We start from the raw sequence: 13619 nt of genomic DNA, 5'->3' as shown, positions 1-13619 counted from the left end.
GCCGGGGGCGGCGGTCGTTCCCCCAGCCGCGCCTAGCAGGCGCAGAGGCAGAACGGGTGTCCGGCCGGGTCCGCGAACACCCGCCAGCCCCGGCCCCGGTCCTCCACATCCAGCGGCTTGGCCCCCAGCGTCAGGACCTCCTGCTCCGCCGCATCCAGGTCCTCCACCATCAGGTCCAGGTGGAACTGCTGCGAGTCCTCGCCGGACGGCCACTGCGGCGGCACGTGCCCCGGCGCCTCCTGGAAGGCCAGCGGCGCACCGCCGTCGCCCTCCAGGTGCACCCAGGAGCCGTCTTCCGACGCGGACGGCGTTCCACCCAGCAATCCGGCGTAGAAGGTGGCGAGAGCAAGGGGGTCGGGACAGTCGAGGACGACGGTTCCGAGCTTGGCGACGGCCATGACGCACTCCTCCAGCTGGTTACCAATAAAGGGTCTTAACCGGTAACCGCCACCTTACGCGTTACCGCTTGATGAATCCAAGAGGTAACGCGGTACCGTCGCAGACATGAGTGGTGAACGCGCACCGGCCCCCGGGGGCCTCGCGCTGGTGGAGGAACTCGTCAACACGCTGAGCGTGGACACCGGCGACGACCGGCTGGCCGCGCAGTTCGGCCTGTCCGGCCCCGCCCTCGCCGAAGCGGTCGAACTCCGCGAGGCCCTGCGCGCGGCCCTGCTCGCCCATGCGGGCCACCAGGCCCCGGCCGGCGCCCTCGACACCCTGAACGGCCTGCTGGCCACGGCCCCGCTGACCGTCCGCGTCGACGCCGAGGGCACGGCCGCGCTGGTGGCCGGCGGCGGGCTGGCCGACCGCATCGCCGCGGCCCTCGCCGAGGGGATCGCCGCCGGCACCTGGCCCCGCCTCAAGGCCTGCGCGGCCGAGGACTGCCAGTGGGCGTACTACGACCGCAGCCCGGCCGCCCGGGGCCGCTGGTGCACGATGTCGGTCTGCGGGGCCCGCGCCAAAATGCGTACGTACCGCTCCCGCAGCTGACCGGCCCCGCCCGGTCAGGCGGCGCCCGCCCGGTCAGGCGGCGCCCGCTACGCCCGGGGGCGCCCCATCGCCCGGTAGGTCCACCCGGCCGCGCGCCAGCGCTCCGCGTCCAGCGCATTGCGGCCGTCCAGGATCAGCCGGTCCGCCACGGCGGTCCCCAGCGCCGCCGGGTCGAGCTCACGGAACTCGCGCCACTCGGTCAGGTGCAGCACCACCTCCGCACCCTCGACCGCCGCCCGCGCCGACTCCGCGTACGCCAGCGTGGGGAACACCCGCCGCGCGTTCTCCATCCCCTTCGGGTCGTACACCGTCACCTGGCCGCCCTGCAGGTGGATCTGCCCGGCCACGTTCAGCGCCGGCGAATCCCGTACGTCGTCCGAGTCCGGCTTGAACGTGGCGCCCAGCACCGCCACCCGCTTCCCCAGGAACGACCCGCCGACCGCCTCCCGGGCCAGCTCCACCATGTGCCCGCGGCGCCGCATGTTGATCGAGTCGACCTCGCGCAGGAAGGTCAGCGCCTGGTCGGCCCCCAGCTCGCCGGCCCGCGCCATGAACGCCCGGATGTCCTTCGGCAGGCAGCCGCCGCCGAAGCCGATCCCGGCCCGCAGGAACTTCGAGCCGATCCGCTCGTCGTGGCCGATCGCCTCCGCCAGCTTCACCACGTCCCCGCCCGCGGCCTCGCAGACCTCGGCCATGGCGTTGATGAACGAGATCTTGGTCGCCAGGAACGAATTCGCCGCGGTCTTGACGAGCTCCGCCGTCGGGAAGTCGGTCACCACCATCGGGGACCCCTCCGCCATCGGCGTCGCGTACACCTCGCGCAGCAGCTTCTCGCCGCGGTCGCCCTGGACGCCGATCACGATCCGGTCCGGGTGCAGGGTGTCCTGGACGGCGAAGCCCTCCCGCAGGAACTCCGGGTTCCACGCCAGCTCGATGTCCGGGCCCGCCGGGGCCAGCTCGGCCAGCCGCCGGGCCAGCCGGTCCGCCGACCCCACCGGCACCGTCGACTTGCCCACCACCAGCGCCGGCCGGGTCAGATGCGGAGCCAGCGACTCCATCGCCGCGTCCACGTACGACATGTCGCACGCGTACTCGCCGTGCTTCTGCGGGGTGTTCACACAGACGAAGTGGACGTCGCCGAACTCGCCGGCCTCGGCCCAGTCCATGGTGAACCGCAGCCGCCCGGTGGACCCCGGCAGCCCGGCCACATGCCGGGCCAGCAGTTCCTCCAGCCCCGGCTCGTACATCGGCACCCGCCCCGCCGCGAGCATCTCGATCTTCTCCGGTACCACGTCCAGCCCGAGCACCTCGAAGCCCAGCTCGGCCATGGCGGCGGCGTGGGTCGCGCCGAGATAGCCAGTGCCGATCACAGTGATCTTGAGGGCCATGGGTACTCCATAGGGATGGCGGTGCGGTGTGCGGCCACCGAGCATAGTCGCGCCCGTTGTCACACATCTCACGCGCGCGCTCCGTATACCTCCCGGGGTGATGGGGCCTAGGCTTGGGTTACTTAACGGTAGTTAGCATGGGGAGTGAGCACTTTGGCCGGTTCCGACTTCGACCTCTACCGCCCCGCCGAGGAGCACGACATGCTCCGCGAGTCGGTCCGCGCGCTGTGCGAGGCGAAGATCGCGCCGTTCGCGGCTGCCGTCGACGAAGAGGCGCGGTTCCCGCAGGAGGCCCTGGACGCGCTGGTCGCCAACGACCTGCACGCCGTCCACGTGCCCGAGTCCTACGGCGGTGCCGGCGCGGACGCCCTCGCCACCGTGATCGTGATCGAGGAAGTGGCCCGCGTCTGCGCCTCCTCCTCCCTGATCCCGGCCGTGAACAAGCTCGGCTCGCTCCCGGTGATCCTCTCCGGCTCCGAGGACCTGAAGAAGAAGTACCTGGGCCCGCTGGCCCAGGGCGACGGCATGTTCTCGTACTGCCTCTCCGAGCCGGACGCCGGCTCCGACGCCGCGGGCATGAAGACCCGTGCCGTGCGTGACGGCGACTCCTACGTCCTCAACGGCGTCAAGCGCTGGATCACCAACGCCGGCGTCTCCGAGTACTACACGGTCATGGCGGTCACCGACCCGTCGGCCCGCTCCAAGGGCATCAGCGCCTTCGTCGTCGAGAAGTCGGACGAGGGCGTCTCCTTCGGCGCCCCGGAGAAGAAGCTCGGCATCAAGGGCTCCCCGACCCGCGAGGTCTACCTCGACAACGTCCGCATCCCCGCGGACCGCATGATCGGCGCCGAGGGCACCGGCTTCGCCACGGCCATGAAGACCCTGGACCACACCCGCATCACCATCGCGGCCCAGGCCCTCGGCATCGCCCAGGGCGCCCTGGACTACGCCAAGGGCTATGTCCAGGAGCGCAAGCAGTTCGGCAAGCCGATCGCCGACTTCCAGGGCATCCAGTTCATGCTCGCCGACATGGCCATGAAGATCTCCGCCGCCCGCGCCCTGACCTACCAGGCCGCCGCCGCCTCGGAGCGCGGCGACGCCGACCTCACCTACCTCGGCGCCGCGGCCAAGTGCTTCGCCTCCGACATCGCCATGGAGGTCACCACGGACGCGGTCCAGCTCCTCGGCGGCTACGGCTACACCCGCGACTACCCGGTCGAGCGCATGATGCGCGACGCCAAGATCACCCAGATCTACGAGGGCACCAACCAGGTCCAGCGCATCGTGATGGCCCGCAACCTGCCCGCGTAACGCGTCCGGTTTCACAGCGCAACGGCCCCGGTATTGCACCGGGGTCGTTCGCGTATCCGCCCCGGCGCGGAGCGGGGTCCTTCGAACCCTAAAATGAGACCGCGCATCAGGACGGCCAGGTTGGGGAGAAAGATGAAGGAAGCGATCCTGCTCGTAGGCGGGCAGGGGACTCGGCTGCGCCCGGTGACGGTGAACACGCCGAAGCCGATGGTGCCCGCCGCCGGCGTGCCCTTCCTCGCCCACCAGATCGCCCGCCTCGCCGCGGCCGGCGTCGAGCACATCGTGCTGGCCACCTGCTATCTGGCAGAGGTCTTCGAGCCCTACTTCGGTGACGGCGCCGGCCTCGGCGTCCGCCTGGAGTACGTGGTCGAGGACGAGCCGCTCGGTACCGGCGGAGCGATCCGCAACGCCGCCGAGCGCCTCACCTGCGGCCCCGACGAACCCGTCCTGGTCTTCAACGGCGACATCCTCAGCGGTCTCGACATCGCCGGGCTGGTGGACGCCCACCGCGAGGCCGCCGCGGACGTTTCGCTCCACCTGGTACGGGTGGCCGACCCGCGGGCCTTCGGTCTGGTGCCCACCGGCCCCGACGGGCAGGTGCTGGCCTTCACCGAGAAGCCGCAGACGCCCGAAGAGATCGTCACCGACCAGATCAACGCGGGCTGCTACGTGTTCCGGCGGTCCGTCATCGACACGATCCCGGCCGGCCGGCCGGTCTCCGTGGAGCGGGAGACCTTCCCGGGCCTGCTGGCCTCCGGCGCCCGCCTGCACGGCCAGGTCGAGGACACCTACTGGCTGGACCTGGGCAAGCCCGAGTCCTTCGTACGGGCTTCGGCCGACCTGGTCCGCGGAATCGTCGACTCCGCCGCCGTCCCCGGCCCCCGGGGAGAGGCCCTGCTCCTCCCCGGTGCCCAGGTCGCTGACGGGGCCACAGTTTCGGGAGGTACCGTGGTCGGTGCCGGTGCCCGGATCGAAGCGGGTGCCGTCGTCCACGGATCGACGGTTCTCGATGGCGCGACCGTCGCCGCCGAGGCCCGCGTCACCTCCAGCCTGATCGGTGCCGGCGCAACGGTGGGCCGGCAGACGGTGGTGGACGCCGCCGTCATCGGAGACGGCGCGCAGGTGGGTGCACACAACGAACTCCGCGACGGGGTGCGGATCTGGTGTGGGGCAGTGCTGCCCGACGCCTCCATCCGCTTCTCCTCGGACCGCTGACCCCGGTACCGGGCCCCGCCGACCGAACCGATTCTCCAAGAGGAACACCTGTGACAGGCATACCGGCCCGGCTGCCCGACTCCTGGGCGGCCACCCGGCTCTGCGTCGTGATGCCGACGTACAACGAGGCGGCGAACCTGCCCGGCATGGCGGCCACCCTGATGGACCTCGACCTGCCCGGTCTGAGCCTCCTCGTGGTGGACGACTCCAGCCCCGACGGCACCGGCGAGCTCGCCGAGAAGCTCGCCGAGCGCTACAACGAGGACGGGGCCGACCCGCGTATCCGGGTTCTGCACCGCACGGAGAAGGACGGCCTGGGCCGCGCCTACGCGGCCGGCATGAGCCTGGCCGTCGAGCAGGGCGCCCAGTACGTCCTGCAGATGGACGCCGACGGCAGCCACCCGGCCGAGAAGATCGCCGAGATGCTGGGGGTGGCCCTGGCCGCCAACGCGGACCTGGTCGTCGGCAGCCGGTACGTCCCCGGCGGCACCCTCTCGGATGCCTGGGGAGCCCACCGCAAGCTCCTCTCCCGCTGGGCGAACGCCTACGCCGGCACCATCCTCGGCTCCCGGATCCGCGACATCACCGGCGGCTTCAACCTGTGGAGCGCGGACACCCTGCGCGCCATCGACCTCGGCTCCGTCGGCAGCGCCGGCTACAGCTTCCAGGTGGAGATGAAGTACGCGGCCATCCGCCGGGGCTGCGGCGTGCTGGAGGTGCCCATCCACTTCGAGGACCGCACCCTCGGCGAGTCCAAGATGAACCTCGCCGTCCAGCTGGAATCCGTCGTCATGCCGTGGAAGCTCCGCCTCCGTTCCCGCGGCCGTCGCTGACCCTGCCGTCCGGAGCTCCGGGCCGCCGCCCCAGGCGCAGCCCGTCGCACCGTCACGGCCCACCGCTTCCCATTTGACCGGACTTGGGTATTCCAATACATGACCAGCGCCCTTGACCATTCCGTCCGCCCGACCGGGCAGCGCCCGGATTCGGAGCAGACCGAGTCCCACCCCGCCCCGCGGCCACCGCGCCTCGCGGAGTACGCGGTCCCCGTACTCAACGGTGCGGTGCTGCTGCTCACGGCCGTTCTGCTGCTGATGGTGTTCCGGCTGCCGTGGATCGGCGACATGGGCGTGCACCTGGCCACCATCGAGCGGCTCCGCCACGACCTGCTCGACCCGGGGAACACCCAGGTCGCCGCCGACACGCCCAGCCCGTACAACTCGCCCTGGATGGTCCTCCTCGGAGTCATCGCCAAGGTGAGCGGTCTCAGCGGGTTCATGGTGCTGCGGTTCGCCGCGCTCGTCGGCCTGGTCCTGCTGCTGACCGGCATCTGGCACCTCACCCGCAGCCTCAGCCGGCACCGGGCCGCGCCGCCGCTCGCCGTGCTCACGCTGATCCTGCTGTGGGGCCCGACCTTCTTCATCTGGAGCGGGTTCCTCGGCTTCACCTCCATATCGCTGAACATCTCCTACCCGAGCACCTTCGCCACCGGCCTGGGGTTCCACTTCCTGGCCCTGCTGGCCAAGGCCCTGCGCCGGGGCACCGCCACGTCCTGGGCGGCCTGGACCGGCCTGGGCGCGCTGTGGGCGCTGATCATGCTCAGCCACCAGTTCACCGGCGTGGTCATCACCTTCGGCGCCATGGGCGTGCTGATCTCCGCCCGGCCGTGGCCGACCCGGCAGACCTGGCTGCGGCTGGGCACCGCGCTCGCCGTGGCGATGGTCCTGCTCGCCGTCTGGCCGTACTACTCCTTCTTCTCGCTGCTCACCATCGGCGGCCTCGAAGACATCCACATGGGGCTGTACGACGAGTGGTGGATGCGCTTTGGCTATGTGCTGATCGGCGTGGTCGCCCTGGCCTTCCGGTTCGCCCGGAACCGGCGCGACCCGCTGGTGTGGTGGTTCCTGCTGGCCGCGCTGATGGTCGCCGCGGGCGGGATGACCGGGCACTACTCCTGGGGCCGGGCCCTGCCGGGCGCCATCATCCCGGCCCAGCTGGCGGTGGCCCTGGCCGTGGTCGAGGGCGGCGGCCGGTTCCTGCGCCGCTGCTTCGCGGTGGTACTGGCGGCCGGCCTGCTGGCCGGCTCCTGGGGGCAGGCCCCTTCGCTGAGCTTCGTCGTACGCAATGAGGCGATGCCGCAGACGCTGACCAAGAAGGCGTGGCTGCCGATCCCCGGGTACCAGTGGATGACCAAGTACGCCAAGTACGGCGATGTGGTCATGGTCGACCAGAACACCGGCCAGCAGATTCCCGGTTACGGCTTCTACACCGTGGCGCCGGGCTACCCGGACTTCTTCCTGCCGGACGAGCCCGAGCGCATCGAGGCCACCCGGCGGTACTTCGACCGGTCCACCCCGCGTCAGGAGAAGCTCGACGCGCTGCACCGGTTCGGGGCGCAGTGGGTGCTGGGCTGGCCCGACCAGGGCCTGCCGCCGGGCGATCCGGCACTGCGCAAGGTGAAGACCGGTCCGAACGGCATGGTGCTGTACAAGGTGATCGGCTAGAGATGCGACTGGACCCCGGCTGCGAAGAGCAGCCGGGGTCCAGTCGCATCCGGGTCAGGTCACATCAGGGTCAGGCCGGGTGGGTCAGGCCGGGGATCCGGCCTTCTCCGGTACCGGGCCGGCCACCGGTACCGGGGCGCCCTGGGACTCCGAGGCCGCCGGGGCCGCGGGCCGCGGACGGCCGAACGTCCAGTTCTTGCCCAGGTCCTTGAAGCGCATGGCCCGCTTCTCCACGAGGTGCCAGGACAGGTACGCCATCACGCCTGCGGCCAGGTACGACAGCAGCAGGAACGGCCAGAAGCCCCACTGGGTCCCGCCGAGCAGGATCAGGGTCATCTGCATGGCCCAGCCGTAGATGTAGATCCCGTACGAGTAGTCGTTGCGGGAGCAGATCCGCTGGAACGGCTTCGGCAGCCGGATCGCCACGTAGGTCAGTCCGTACGCCATGGCCGGGATGCCGACCACGAACAGGTAGCCGAACCGCAGGCTGAGCAGCAGGACGACGATGGAGCCGATGCCGAGCACGTCGTTGACCGGGATCCGGTCCTTGTAGAGCTCGATGACGGCGCCGAGGGCGAAGGCGAACCCGAGGTACAGGTACCAGTTCGTGCTCGTGTAGCCGAAAATCGGCACCGTGAAGTCGCGGAAGAACGAGGCCTGTCCGGCGCCGGTGTAGTAACGGTGCTCGATGGCCTCGCGGATCACGCGCCAGCCGAGGAACACGGTGATCAGCAGGATCAGCCGGCGGGACTTCTTGAGCGCTCCGGTGGCCGCGAGCACACCCACCGCGAGGTAGCACATCACCTCGTAGTGCAGGGTCCACACCGGCCCGTTGAAGGTGTCCGAGGTGCCGAGGCCCACGGACTTGCCGAAGGACATGACCCCCGAGATGTCCTTCTGCACGATGATGATGTGCGCGTTGTGCCAGACGTACTGGAACGGGCCCTGGGCGTGGTCGATGAACCCGTCCAGGCTGCCGTGCAGGTGCCAGTACAGGACCGGGGCCAGGACGAACGCGCAGACGAGGATGCACACCCACAGGCCGGGCAGCAGCCGCAGCGCGCGGTGCCACAGGAAGCGGCCGAGTCCCAGCCGGACACCGCTGCGGGTGACGAGGATGCCGGACAGGATGAAGAACGCGTAGACCGACAGTTTTCCGATGTCGGTCTGGCCGCGGCTGAAGCCGTGGCCGAACTCGGTGTTGTTGAAACCGAGGCTGGCTGCGTGGGACAGCACCACACCACACGCCAGGAACAGCCTCATGAAGCCCAGGCTGTTGTGACGGCCGGTGAAGAGCTCGGCTACGGTGCCGTGTGACGACCACCGCAGCCCGGTACCGCGACTGCGGTCGGTCATGACTGGGGAACCCCCTCTGGTGAAGCAACCAGTTTTTGCGAGGGGGTCTCCAACTGTCCAACCACTACTCGATGAAGTGTGTTATCTCACGTTTCACCGGGGGTGGTCGCGCCGGTCACTGGGTGACCGTGACCTTCTCGTCGTTCTGGATCTGCTTCACCAGCTGCTGCACCTTCGCCTTGTCCCAGACCAGGTTGCCGCCGCGGCTGCCGGAGACCGGGATGTTCATCGAGGTGCCGTCGCCGCCGCTGATGCCCTTCATCGCGAAGAACATCTCGCCGAGGTCGAACAGGGACATGTCCTTGTCCACGATCAGCGTGTCCAGGCCCGCGCCCATCACCGGGTAGATCTTGAACGGGTTGATGATGGTGCCCGGCGTCGCCGCCTGGCTGGCCAGGGCCGACAGGAACTTCTGCTGGTTCTTGGTGCGCGCCAGGTCGGACTCGGCGAAGGCGTACCGGGTGCGGACGAAGGCCAGGGCCTGCTCGCCGTTGAGGGTCTGCTTGCCGGCCTGGAAGTCGGCGCCCGACTTGTCGTCCTTGAACGCCTTCTCGATGTCCATCTCGACACCGCCGAGCGCGTCCACGATGTTCGCGAACCCGGCGAAGCCGATCTCCGCGTAGTGGTCGATGTGCAGGCCGGTGTTGTGCTCCACCGTACGGACCAGCAGCTCGGGGCCGTCCATCGCGTAGGCCGCGTTCAGCTTCGTCCGCTGGCCCTTCCCCGCGAACTTCTTGCCGGACTCCGACCCGACGAAGGAGGGGATCTCCACGTCCGAGTCACGGGGCAGCGAGATCATCGAGTTCCCGCCGGAGCACGCCGCCAGGATCATCATCGAGTCGGTCCGCTTGCCGTCGGCCGAGCCGGTGTGGAGGCGCTTCTTGTCGTCCTGGCTCAGGCCTTCACGGCTGTCCGAGCCGACGATCAGGTAGGTGGTGCAGTCGTCGTCCTTCGGCCGCTCGATGACCTTCGACAGGTCCACCTCGCGGCGCACCTTGGAGTCCGCCCAGAAGTAGGTGCCGATGGTGGTGACCACGATCGCCGAGACCAGCACGATCGAACCGACCTTGATCCGCTTGCCCCAGTTCGGGGCCGGAGCGCCCGGCCGCCGGGGCCCCTGCGGACCGGTCGGCCCGCCGGGGCCGGCGGGCCCGCCCGGGCCGCCGCCCGAGGGGGTGCCGTAGACCTGCCCGGTGTTGTAGCCACTGTCGTAGCCGGCGAAGGTGTCGTGGGTCTGGGCCTGCTGCTGCGGGACGCCGTAGCCGGGGCCGGCCGGCGGGGCGGAGGCGGGACGCGGAGGCTGCTGCTGCGGTCGCTGCTGCGGCGGTCGCTGCACGTGCGGCATCCGGCGGACACCGTCCGGCTGCGCCTGTGCGCTGCCGTATCCGTACCGCTCGTCGCGGTCGCCGCCGCGACCGTCGTTGCCCCTGGGCCAGTCATTCATGCGGACAAGAATGCCTGGCCGGGCGCGTCGCCCGACAGGCCGGGTGCCTCTTCGTACCGGTGCTGTTGCACAGCTGATGCATCCGCGACCGACTTATGGTTGCCGTATGACAGAGATACCGGGTGAGCTTCCGGGCAAGCCGACCGCCGCTTCGCGGACCACCCTCAGCCACATCATGACCGGCAACGACACCAACCTCCTCGGGACGGTGCACGGCGGCGTGATCATGAAGCTGGTGGACGATGCCGCCGGCGCCGTCGCCGGACGCCATTCGGGCGGCCCGGCGGTCACCGCCTCGATGGACGAGATGGTCTTCCTGGAGCCGGTCCGGGTCGGCGACCTGGTCCATGTGAAGGCGCAGTGCAACTGGACCGGCCGGTCCTCGATGGAGATCGGCGTACGGGTCCTCGCCGAGCGGTGGAACGAGTCCACCCCCGCCACCCAGGTCGGCAGCGCCTACCTGGTCTTCGCGGCCGTCGACGCGGAGGGCAAGCCCCGCACCGTACCCCCGGTGGTCCCCGAGACCGACCAGGACAAGCGCCGCTACCAGGAGGCCCAGATCCGGCGGACCCACCGGCTGGCCCGCCGCCGGGCCATCAAGGAGCTCCGCGAGCGCCGCGCCGCCGAGGGCTTCGACGACTGAGACGACCGAGCGGTTGCCGCACGCGACGCACGCGCCGCACCCGCCGCACGCTATTTGTTGCAGACCACCTGGTCGCCCGTCACCACGCCGAATTCACCCTGGTACGGGTCCTCGGCGCGGACCGGGACCACCTTGCGGTAGTCCGAGCCGGCCGTGACCAGCAGGGTGCGGCCCAGGCCGCGGACCGCGCGGAGTTCGCAGCCCGGCAGGGCCGTGGCCAGGCTCCGGGCCGAGCGGTCCCAGCGCGGGTCGTAGGCCACCACCGTGCGCTTGATCTCGCGGCTGGCCGCGTTCCCCGGCGTCCGGGTGGTGTTGAAGCCGGTGGACCGCAGGGCCTGGTCCACCCGGCCGCCCAGGCCGTCGATCCGGGTGCCGTTCTCCACCTGGACCCGGATCTGCTGCGGAGCCACGTCCACCGGCACCGCCGCCGGCCGGCCGCGGTCGCCGCCCCGGCGGGCCGGGGCCAGCGGACGGTCGTCCCGGAGGGCCTGGAACAGCTTGGCGGCCTTCGGCCGGTCCCACTTCACCGTGGAGCCGATGCCCTTCACCTTGTACGAGGGGTTGCCGACCGGCACCGAGGTGAACTCCGAGGAGGCGGGGGAGAAGTCCCGCATCGCCTGCCCCAGGGCCAGCATCTGCTCCGACCCGAAGCCCCGGTCCGCCCGCACCGAGCTCAGCAGGGTCGAGCTGACCTGCTTGAACTTCACCGGGTTCAGCAGCACCCCGCCACTGGTCGCCTGCCGGATCAGGGCGGCCAGGAAACGCTGCTGACGCTGCATCCGGCCCAGGTCCGAGGCCCCGTCGACATGCCGGGACCGGACGTACTGCAGGGCCTGCCCGCCGGTCAGCCGGTGGGTGCCGGGCGGCAGCTCCAGCCCCGTGTACGGGTCCCGCATGGCCTTGGCGGTGCAGATGTCCACGCCGCCCATCGCGTCCACCGTCTTCATGAAGCTGGTGAAGTCGACCTCCAGATAGTGGTCGATCTTCACCCGGGTCATGTTCTCCACGGTCCGCACGGTCAGCTGCGGGCCGCCCTCCGCGTACGCCGCGTTGAGTTTCACCGGATGCGCCCCGCGGGCCTTCCCGGTCTGCGGGTCCCGGTGGGCGGGCACCTCCGCATAGCTGTCCCGGGGCAGGCTGACCACGCTGGCCCGCTCCCGGTCGGCCGAGATGTGCACCAGCATGATCGTGTCGGTGCAGTGGCACGGCGCGCCGCCCAGCCGGTACTCGCGCCGCTCCTCACGGGTGATCTTGTCCCGGCCGTCGGTGCCCACCAGCAGCACGTTCATACCGTGCCCGGCCTCCGGGCGGTTCTTCATGTCCTTGAACGGGTCCACCCGCTCGATCCCGGTGTCCAGCCCGGTCATCACCGCATGCCCGATGGCCCCGGAGCCCAGCACCGCCACGGACAGCGCCCCGGCCAGCCGCAGCCCCCAGCGCGGCCGGTGCCCGCCACCCGCCATGCGCCCGCCTGCCCCGCCGGCTGCCCCGCGCCGGGCGCGCCGGGGCGGCGCGGGGCGCCTTCGGGATCGGTGCGGCGGCTGGGGCACGAGGGACACCTCCGCGGGGCGTGATCGACTCATCGGAACAGTAGGTCCATACGACCGGCGGCGGCCGTCACGGCCGGTCCGGCGCGCACCGGTTTCCCCCGTACGCGGTAACGTGACACCGATACCGACCCCCTTCGAAGGACCCCATGCCCACCCAGAAGCAGCCCGCAGTCTCGGTGATCATGCCGGTGCTCAACGAGGAGCGTTACCTCCGCGACTCCGTCCGGCACATCCTGGGCCAGGAGTACGACGGCGAGATGGAGGTGGTGATCGCGCTCGGCCCGTCCACGGACCGTACCGACGAAATCGCTGCCGAGCTCGTCGCCGAGACCGCATCCGACGAACGTGCGCGCGTCCACACCGTCCCGAACCCCACCGGCCGTACGCCGGCCGCGCTCAATGCCGCCATCAAGGCATCGCGTCACCCGATCGTGGTACGCGTCGACGGGCACGGCATGCTCTCCCCGAACTACATCGCCACCGCCGTCCGGCTGCTCGCCGAGACCGGCGCGCAGAACGTCGGCGGCATCATGCACGCCGAGGGCGAGAACGCCTGGGAGGACGCCGTCGCCGCCGCGATGACCTCGAAGATCGGCGTGGGCAACGCGGCCTTCCACACCGGCGGTGAGGCGGGCCCCGCCGAAACCGTCTACCTGGGCGTGTTCCGGCGCGAGGCGCTGGAACGGCAGGGCGGCTACAACGTGGAGTTCATCCGCGCCCAGGACTGGGAGCTGAACTTCCGCATCCGTGAGGCCGGCGGTCTGATCTGGTTCTCGCCGGAGCTGAAGGTCCAGTACCGCCCGCGGCCGTCCGTCCGGGCGCTCGCCAAGCAGTACAAGGACTACGGCCGCTGGCGGCATGTGGTGGCCCGCTACCACGCCGGCTCGATCAACCTGCGCTACCTCGCCCCGCCGGTCGCCGTCTGCGCGATCGCAGCCGGTCTGGTCGCGGGCGCCGTGCTGACCCCGTGGGGCTTCCTGATCCCGGGCGGCTACCTCGCGGCGATCACCGCGGGCTCCGTCCCGGCCGGCAAGGGGCTGTCGCTCAAGGCCCGGCTGCAGATCCCGGTCGCCCTGGCCACCATGCACATGTCCTGGGGCTGGGGCTTCCTGACCAGCCCGCGCTCGCTCGCGCGCAAGGTCATCGCCTCCCGCCGGCCGACCGTACCGGCGGAGGACCCGGCACCGGCCCGCTAGTCGTACGTACGAGAGGGGCCCGGCG

12 protein-coding genes are annotated in these 13619 nt (G+C 70.7%); 7 read left to right on the top strand and 5 right to left on the bottom strand.

Features of this window, described 5'->3' with window-relative positions; all coding sequences use genetic code 11:
* Positions 1-32: 32 nt before the first annotated feature.
* Positions 33-398, bottom strand: a complete 366-nt coding sequence (locus tag DEJ50_RS12795) for a VOC family protein (RefSeq protein ID WP_150207995.1) — start codon at positions 396-398, stop codon at positions 33-35.
* A gap of 106 nt (positions 399-504) precedes the next feature.
* Between DEJ50_RS12795 and DEJ50_RS12790 the strand changes: the two genes are divergently transcribed.
* Positions 505-990, top strand: a complete 486-nt coding sequence (locus tag DEJ50_RS12790; RefSeq protein WP_150207993.1) for a CGNR zinc finger domain-containing protein — start codon at positions 505-507, stop codon at positions 988-990.
* A gap of 47 nt (positions 991-1037) precedes the next feature.
* Here the strand turns inward: DEJ50_RS12790 and DEJ50_RS12785 are convergent, their stop codons facing one another.
* Positions 1038-2378 carry a UDP-glucose dehydrogenase family protein gene (locus DEJ50_RS12785; RefSeq protein WP_150207991.1) on the bottom strand — a complete coding sequence of 447 codons (1341 nt, stop codon included), beginning with the start codon at positions 2376-2378 and terminating at the stop codon, positions 1038-1040.
* 201 nt (positions 2379-2579) lie between these two features.
* Between DEJ50_RS12785 and DEJ50_RS12780 the strand changes: the two genes are divergently transcribed.
* From DEJ50_RS12780 to DEJ50_RS12765, 4 genes are all read left to right on the top strand, one after another.
* Positions 2580-3689: an acyl-CoA dehydrogenase family protein gene (locus DEJ50_RS12780; RefSeq protein ID WP_190344938.1), complete on the top strand. Its 1110-nt coding sequence runs from the start codon at positions 2580-2582 to the stop codon at positions 3687-3689.
* Between the two features lie 132 nt (positions 3690-3821).
* Positions 3822-4904: an NDP-sugar synthase gene (locus tag DEJ50_RS12775; protein WP_150207989.1), complete on the top strand. Its 1083-nt coding sequence runs from the start codon at positions 3822-3824 to the stop codon at positions 4902-4904.
* Between the two features lie 110 nt (positions 4905-5014).
* The gene (locus DEJ50_RS12770; RefSeq protein ID WP_150212091.1) at positions 5015-5737 is read left to right on the top strand and encodes a polyprenol monophosphomannose synthase; all 723 of its coding nucleotides are present in this window, start codon (positions 5015-5017) and stop codon (positions 5735-5737) included.
* A 99-nt stretch (positions 5738-5836) separates the two neighbouring features.
* Positions 5837-7405, top strand: a complete 1569-nt coding sequence (locus DEJ50_RS12765; protein WP_223837730.1) for a hypothetical protein — start codon at positions 5837-5839, stop codon at positions 7403-7405.
* An 84-nt stretch (positions 7406-7489) separates the two neighbouring features.
* On the opposite strand, the gene DEJ50_RS12760 is transcribed toward DEJ50_RS12765, so the two are convergent.
* On the bottom strand, positions 7490-8761 hold the full coding sequence (locus DEJ50_RS12760; protein WP_150207987.1) for an acyltransferase family protein: 1272 nt from the start codon (positions 8759-8761) through the stop codon (positions 7490-7492).
* Positions 8762-8876: 115 nt separating this feature from the next.
* The gene (locus tag DEJ50_RS12755) at positions 8877-10205 is read right to left on the bottom strand and encodes an LCP family protein (protein WP_150207985.1); all 1329 of its coding nucleotides are present in this window, start codon (positions 10203-10205) and stop codon (positions 8877-8879) included.
* 106 nt (positions 10206-10311) lie between these two features.
* Between DEJ50_RS12755 and DEJ50_RS12750 the strand changes: the two genes are divergently transcribed.
* Positions 10312-10848, top strand: coding sequence for an acyl-CoA thioesterase (locus tag DEJ50_RS12750; RefSeq protein ID WP_190344449.1), 537 nt, complete (start codon positions 10312-10314; stop codon positions 10846-10848).
* Between the two features lie 50 nt (positions 10849-10898).
* On the opposite strand, the gene DEJ50_RS12745 is transcribed toward DEJ50_RS12750, so the two are convergent.
* Positions 10899-12311 carry an LCP family protein gene (locus DEJ50_RS12745; protein ID WP_223837729.1) on the bottom strand — a complete coding sequence of 471 codons (1413 nt, stop codon included), beginning with the start codon at positions 12309-12311 and terminating at the stop codon, positions 10899-10901.
* 233 nt (positions 12312-12544) lie between these two features.
* On the opposite strand from DEJ50_RS12745, the gene DEJ50_RS12740 reads away from it, so the two are divergent.
* Positions 12545-13594: a glycosyltransferase family 2 protein gene (locus DEJ50_RS12740; protein WP_150207981.1), complete on the top strand. Its 1050-nt coding sequence runs from the start codon at positions 12545-12547 to the stop codon at positions 13592-13594.
* Positions 13595-13619 lie beyond the last annotated feature (25 nt).

The sequence above is a fragment of the Streptomyces venezuelae genome (assembly GCF_008642295.1).
Taxonomy (GTDB): domain Bacteria; phylum Actinomycetota; class Actinomycetes; order Streptomycetales; family Streptomycetaceae; genus Streptomyces; species Streptomyces venezuelae_C.
This window is presented reverse-complemented; position numbering and strand designations above follow the sequence as displayed.

Bases quoted from the DNA above. Each gene is read 5' to 3' on its own strand.
- DEJ50_RS12775 (WP_150207989.1), top strand. From the start codon at position 3,822: ATGAAGGAAGCGATCCTGCTCGTAGGCGGGCAGGGGACTCGGCTGCGC.
- DEJ50_RS12780 (WP_190344938.1), top strand. From the start codon at position 2,580: ATGCTCCGCGAGTCGGTCCGCGCGCTGTGCGAGGCGAAGATCGCGCCG.
- DEJ50_RS12760 (WP_150207987.1), bottom strand. From the start codon at position 8,761: ATGACCGACCGCAGTCGCGGTACCGGGCTGCGGTGGTCGTCACACGGC.
- DEJ50_RS12795 (WP_150207995.1), bottom strand. From the start codon at position 398: ATGGCCGTCGCCAAGCTCGGAACCGTCGTCCTCGACTGTCCCGACCCC.
- DEJ50_RS12755 (WP_150207985.1), bottom strand. From the start codon at position 10,205: ATGAATGACTGGCCCAGGGGCAACGACGGTCGCGGCGGCGACCGCGAC.
- DEJ50_RS12770 (WP_150212091.1), top strand. From the start codon at position 5,015: ATGCCGACGTACAACGAGGCGGCGAACCTGCCCGGCATGGCGGCCACC.
- DEJ50_RS12740 (WP_150207981.1), top strand. From the start codon at position 12,545: ATGCCCACCCAGAAGCAGCCCGCAGTCTCGGTGATCATGCCGGTGCTC.
- DEJ50_RS12790 (WP_150207993.1), top strand. From the start codon at position 505: ATGAGTGGTGAACGCGCACCGGCCCCCGGGGGCCTCGCGCTGGTGGAG.
- DEJ50_RS12765 (WP_223837730.1), top strand. From the start codon at position 5,837: ATGACCAGCGCCCTTGACCATTCCGTCCGCCCGACCGGGCAGCGCCCG.
- DEJ50_RS12750 (WP_190344449.1), top strand. From the start codon at position 10,312: ATGACAGAGATACCGGGTGAGCTTCCGGGCAAGCCGACCGCCGCTTCG.
- DEJ50_RS12785 (WP_150207991.1), bottom strand. From the start codon at position 2,378: ATGGCCCTCAAGATCACTGTGATCGGCACTGGCTATCTCGGCGCGACC.
- DEJ50_RS12745 (WP_223837729.1), bottom strand. From the start codon at position 12,311: ATGGCGGGTGGCGGGCACCGGCCGCGCTGGGGGCTGCGGCTGGCCGGG.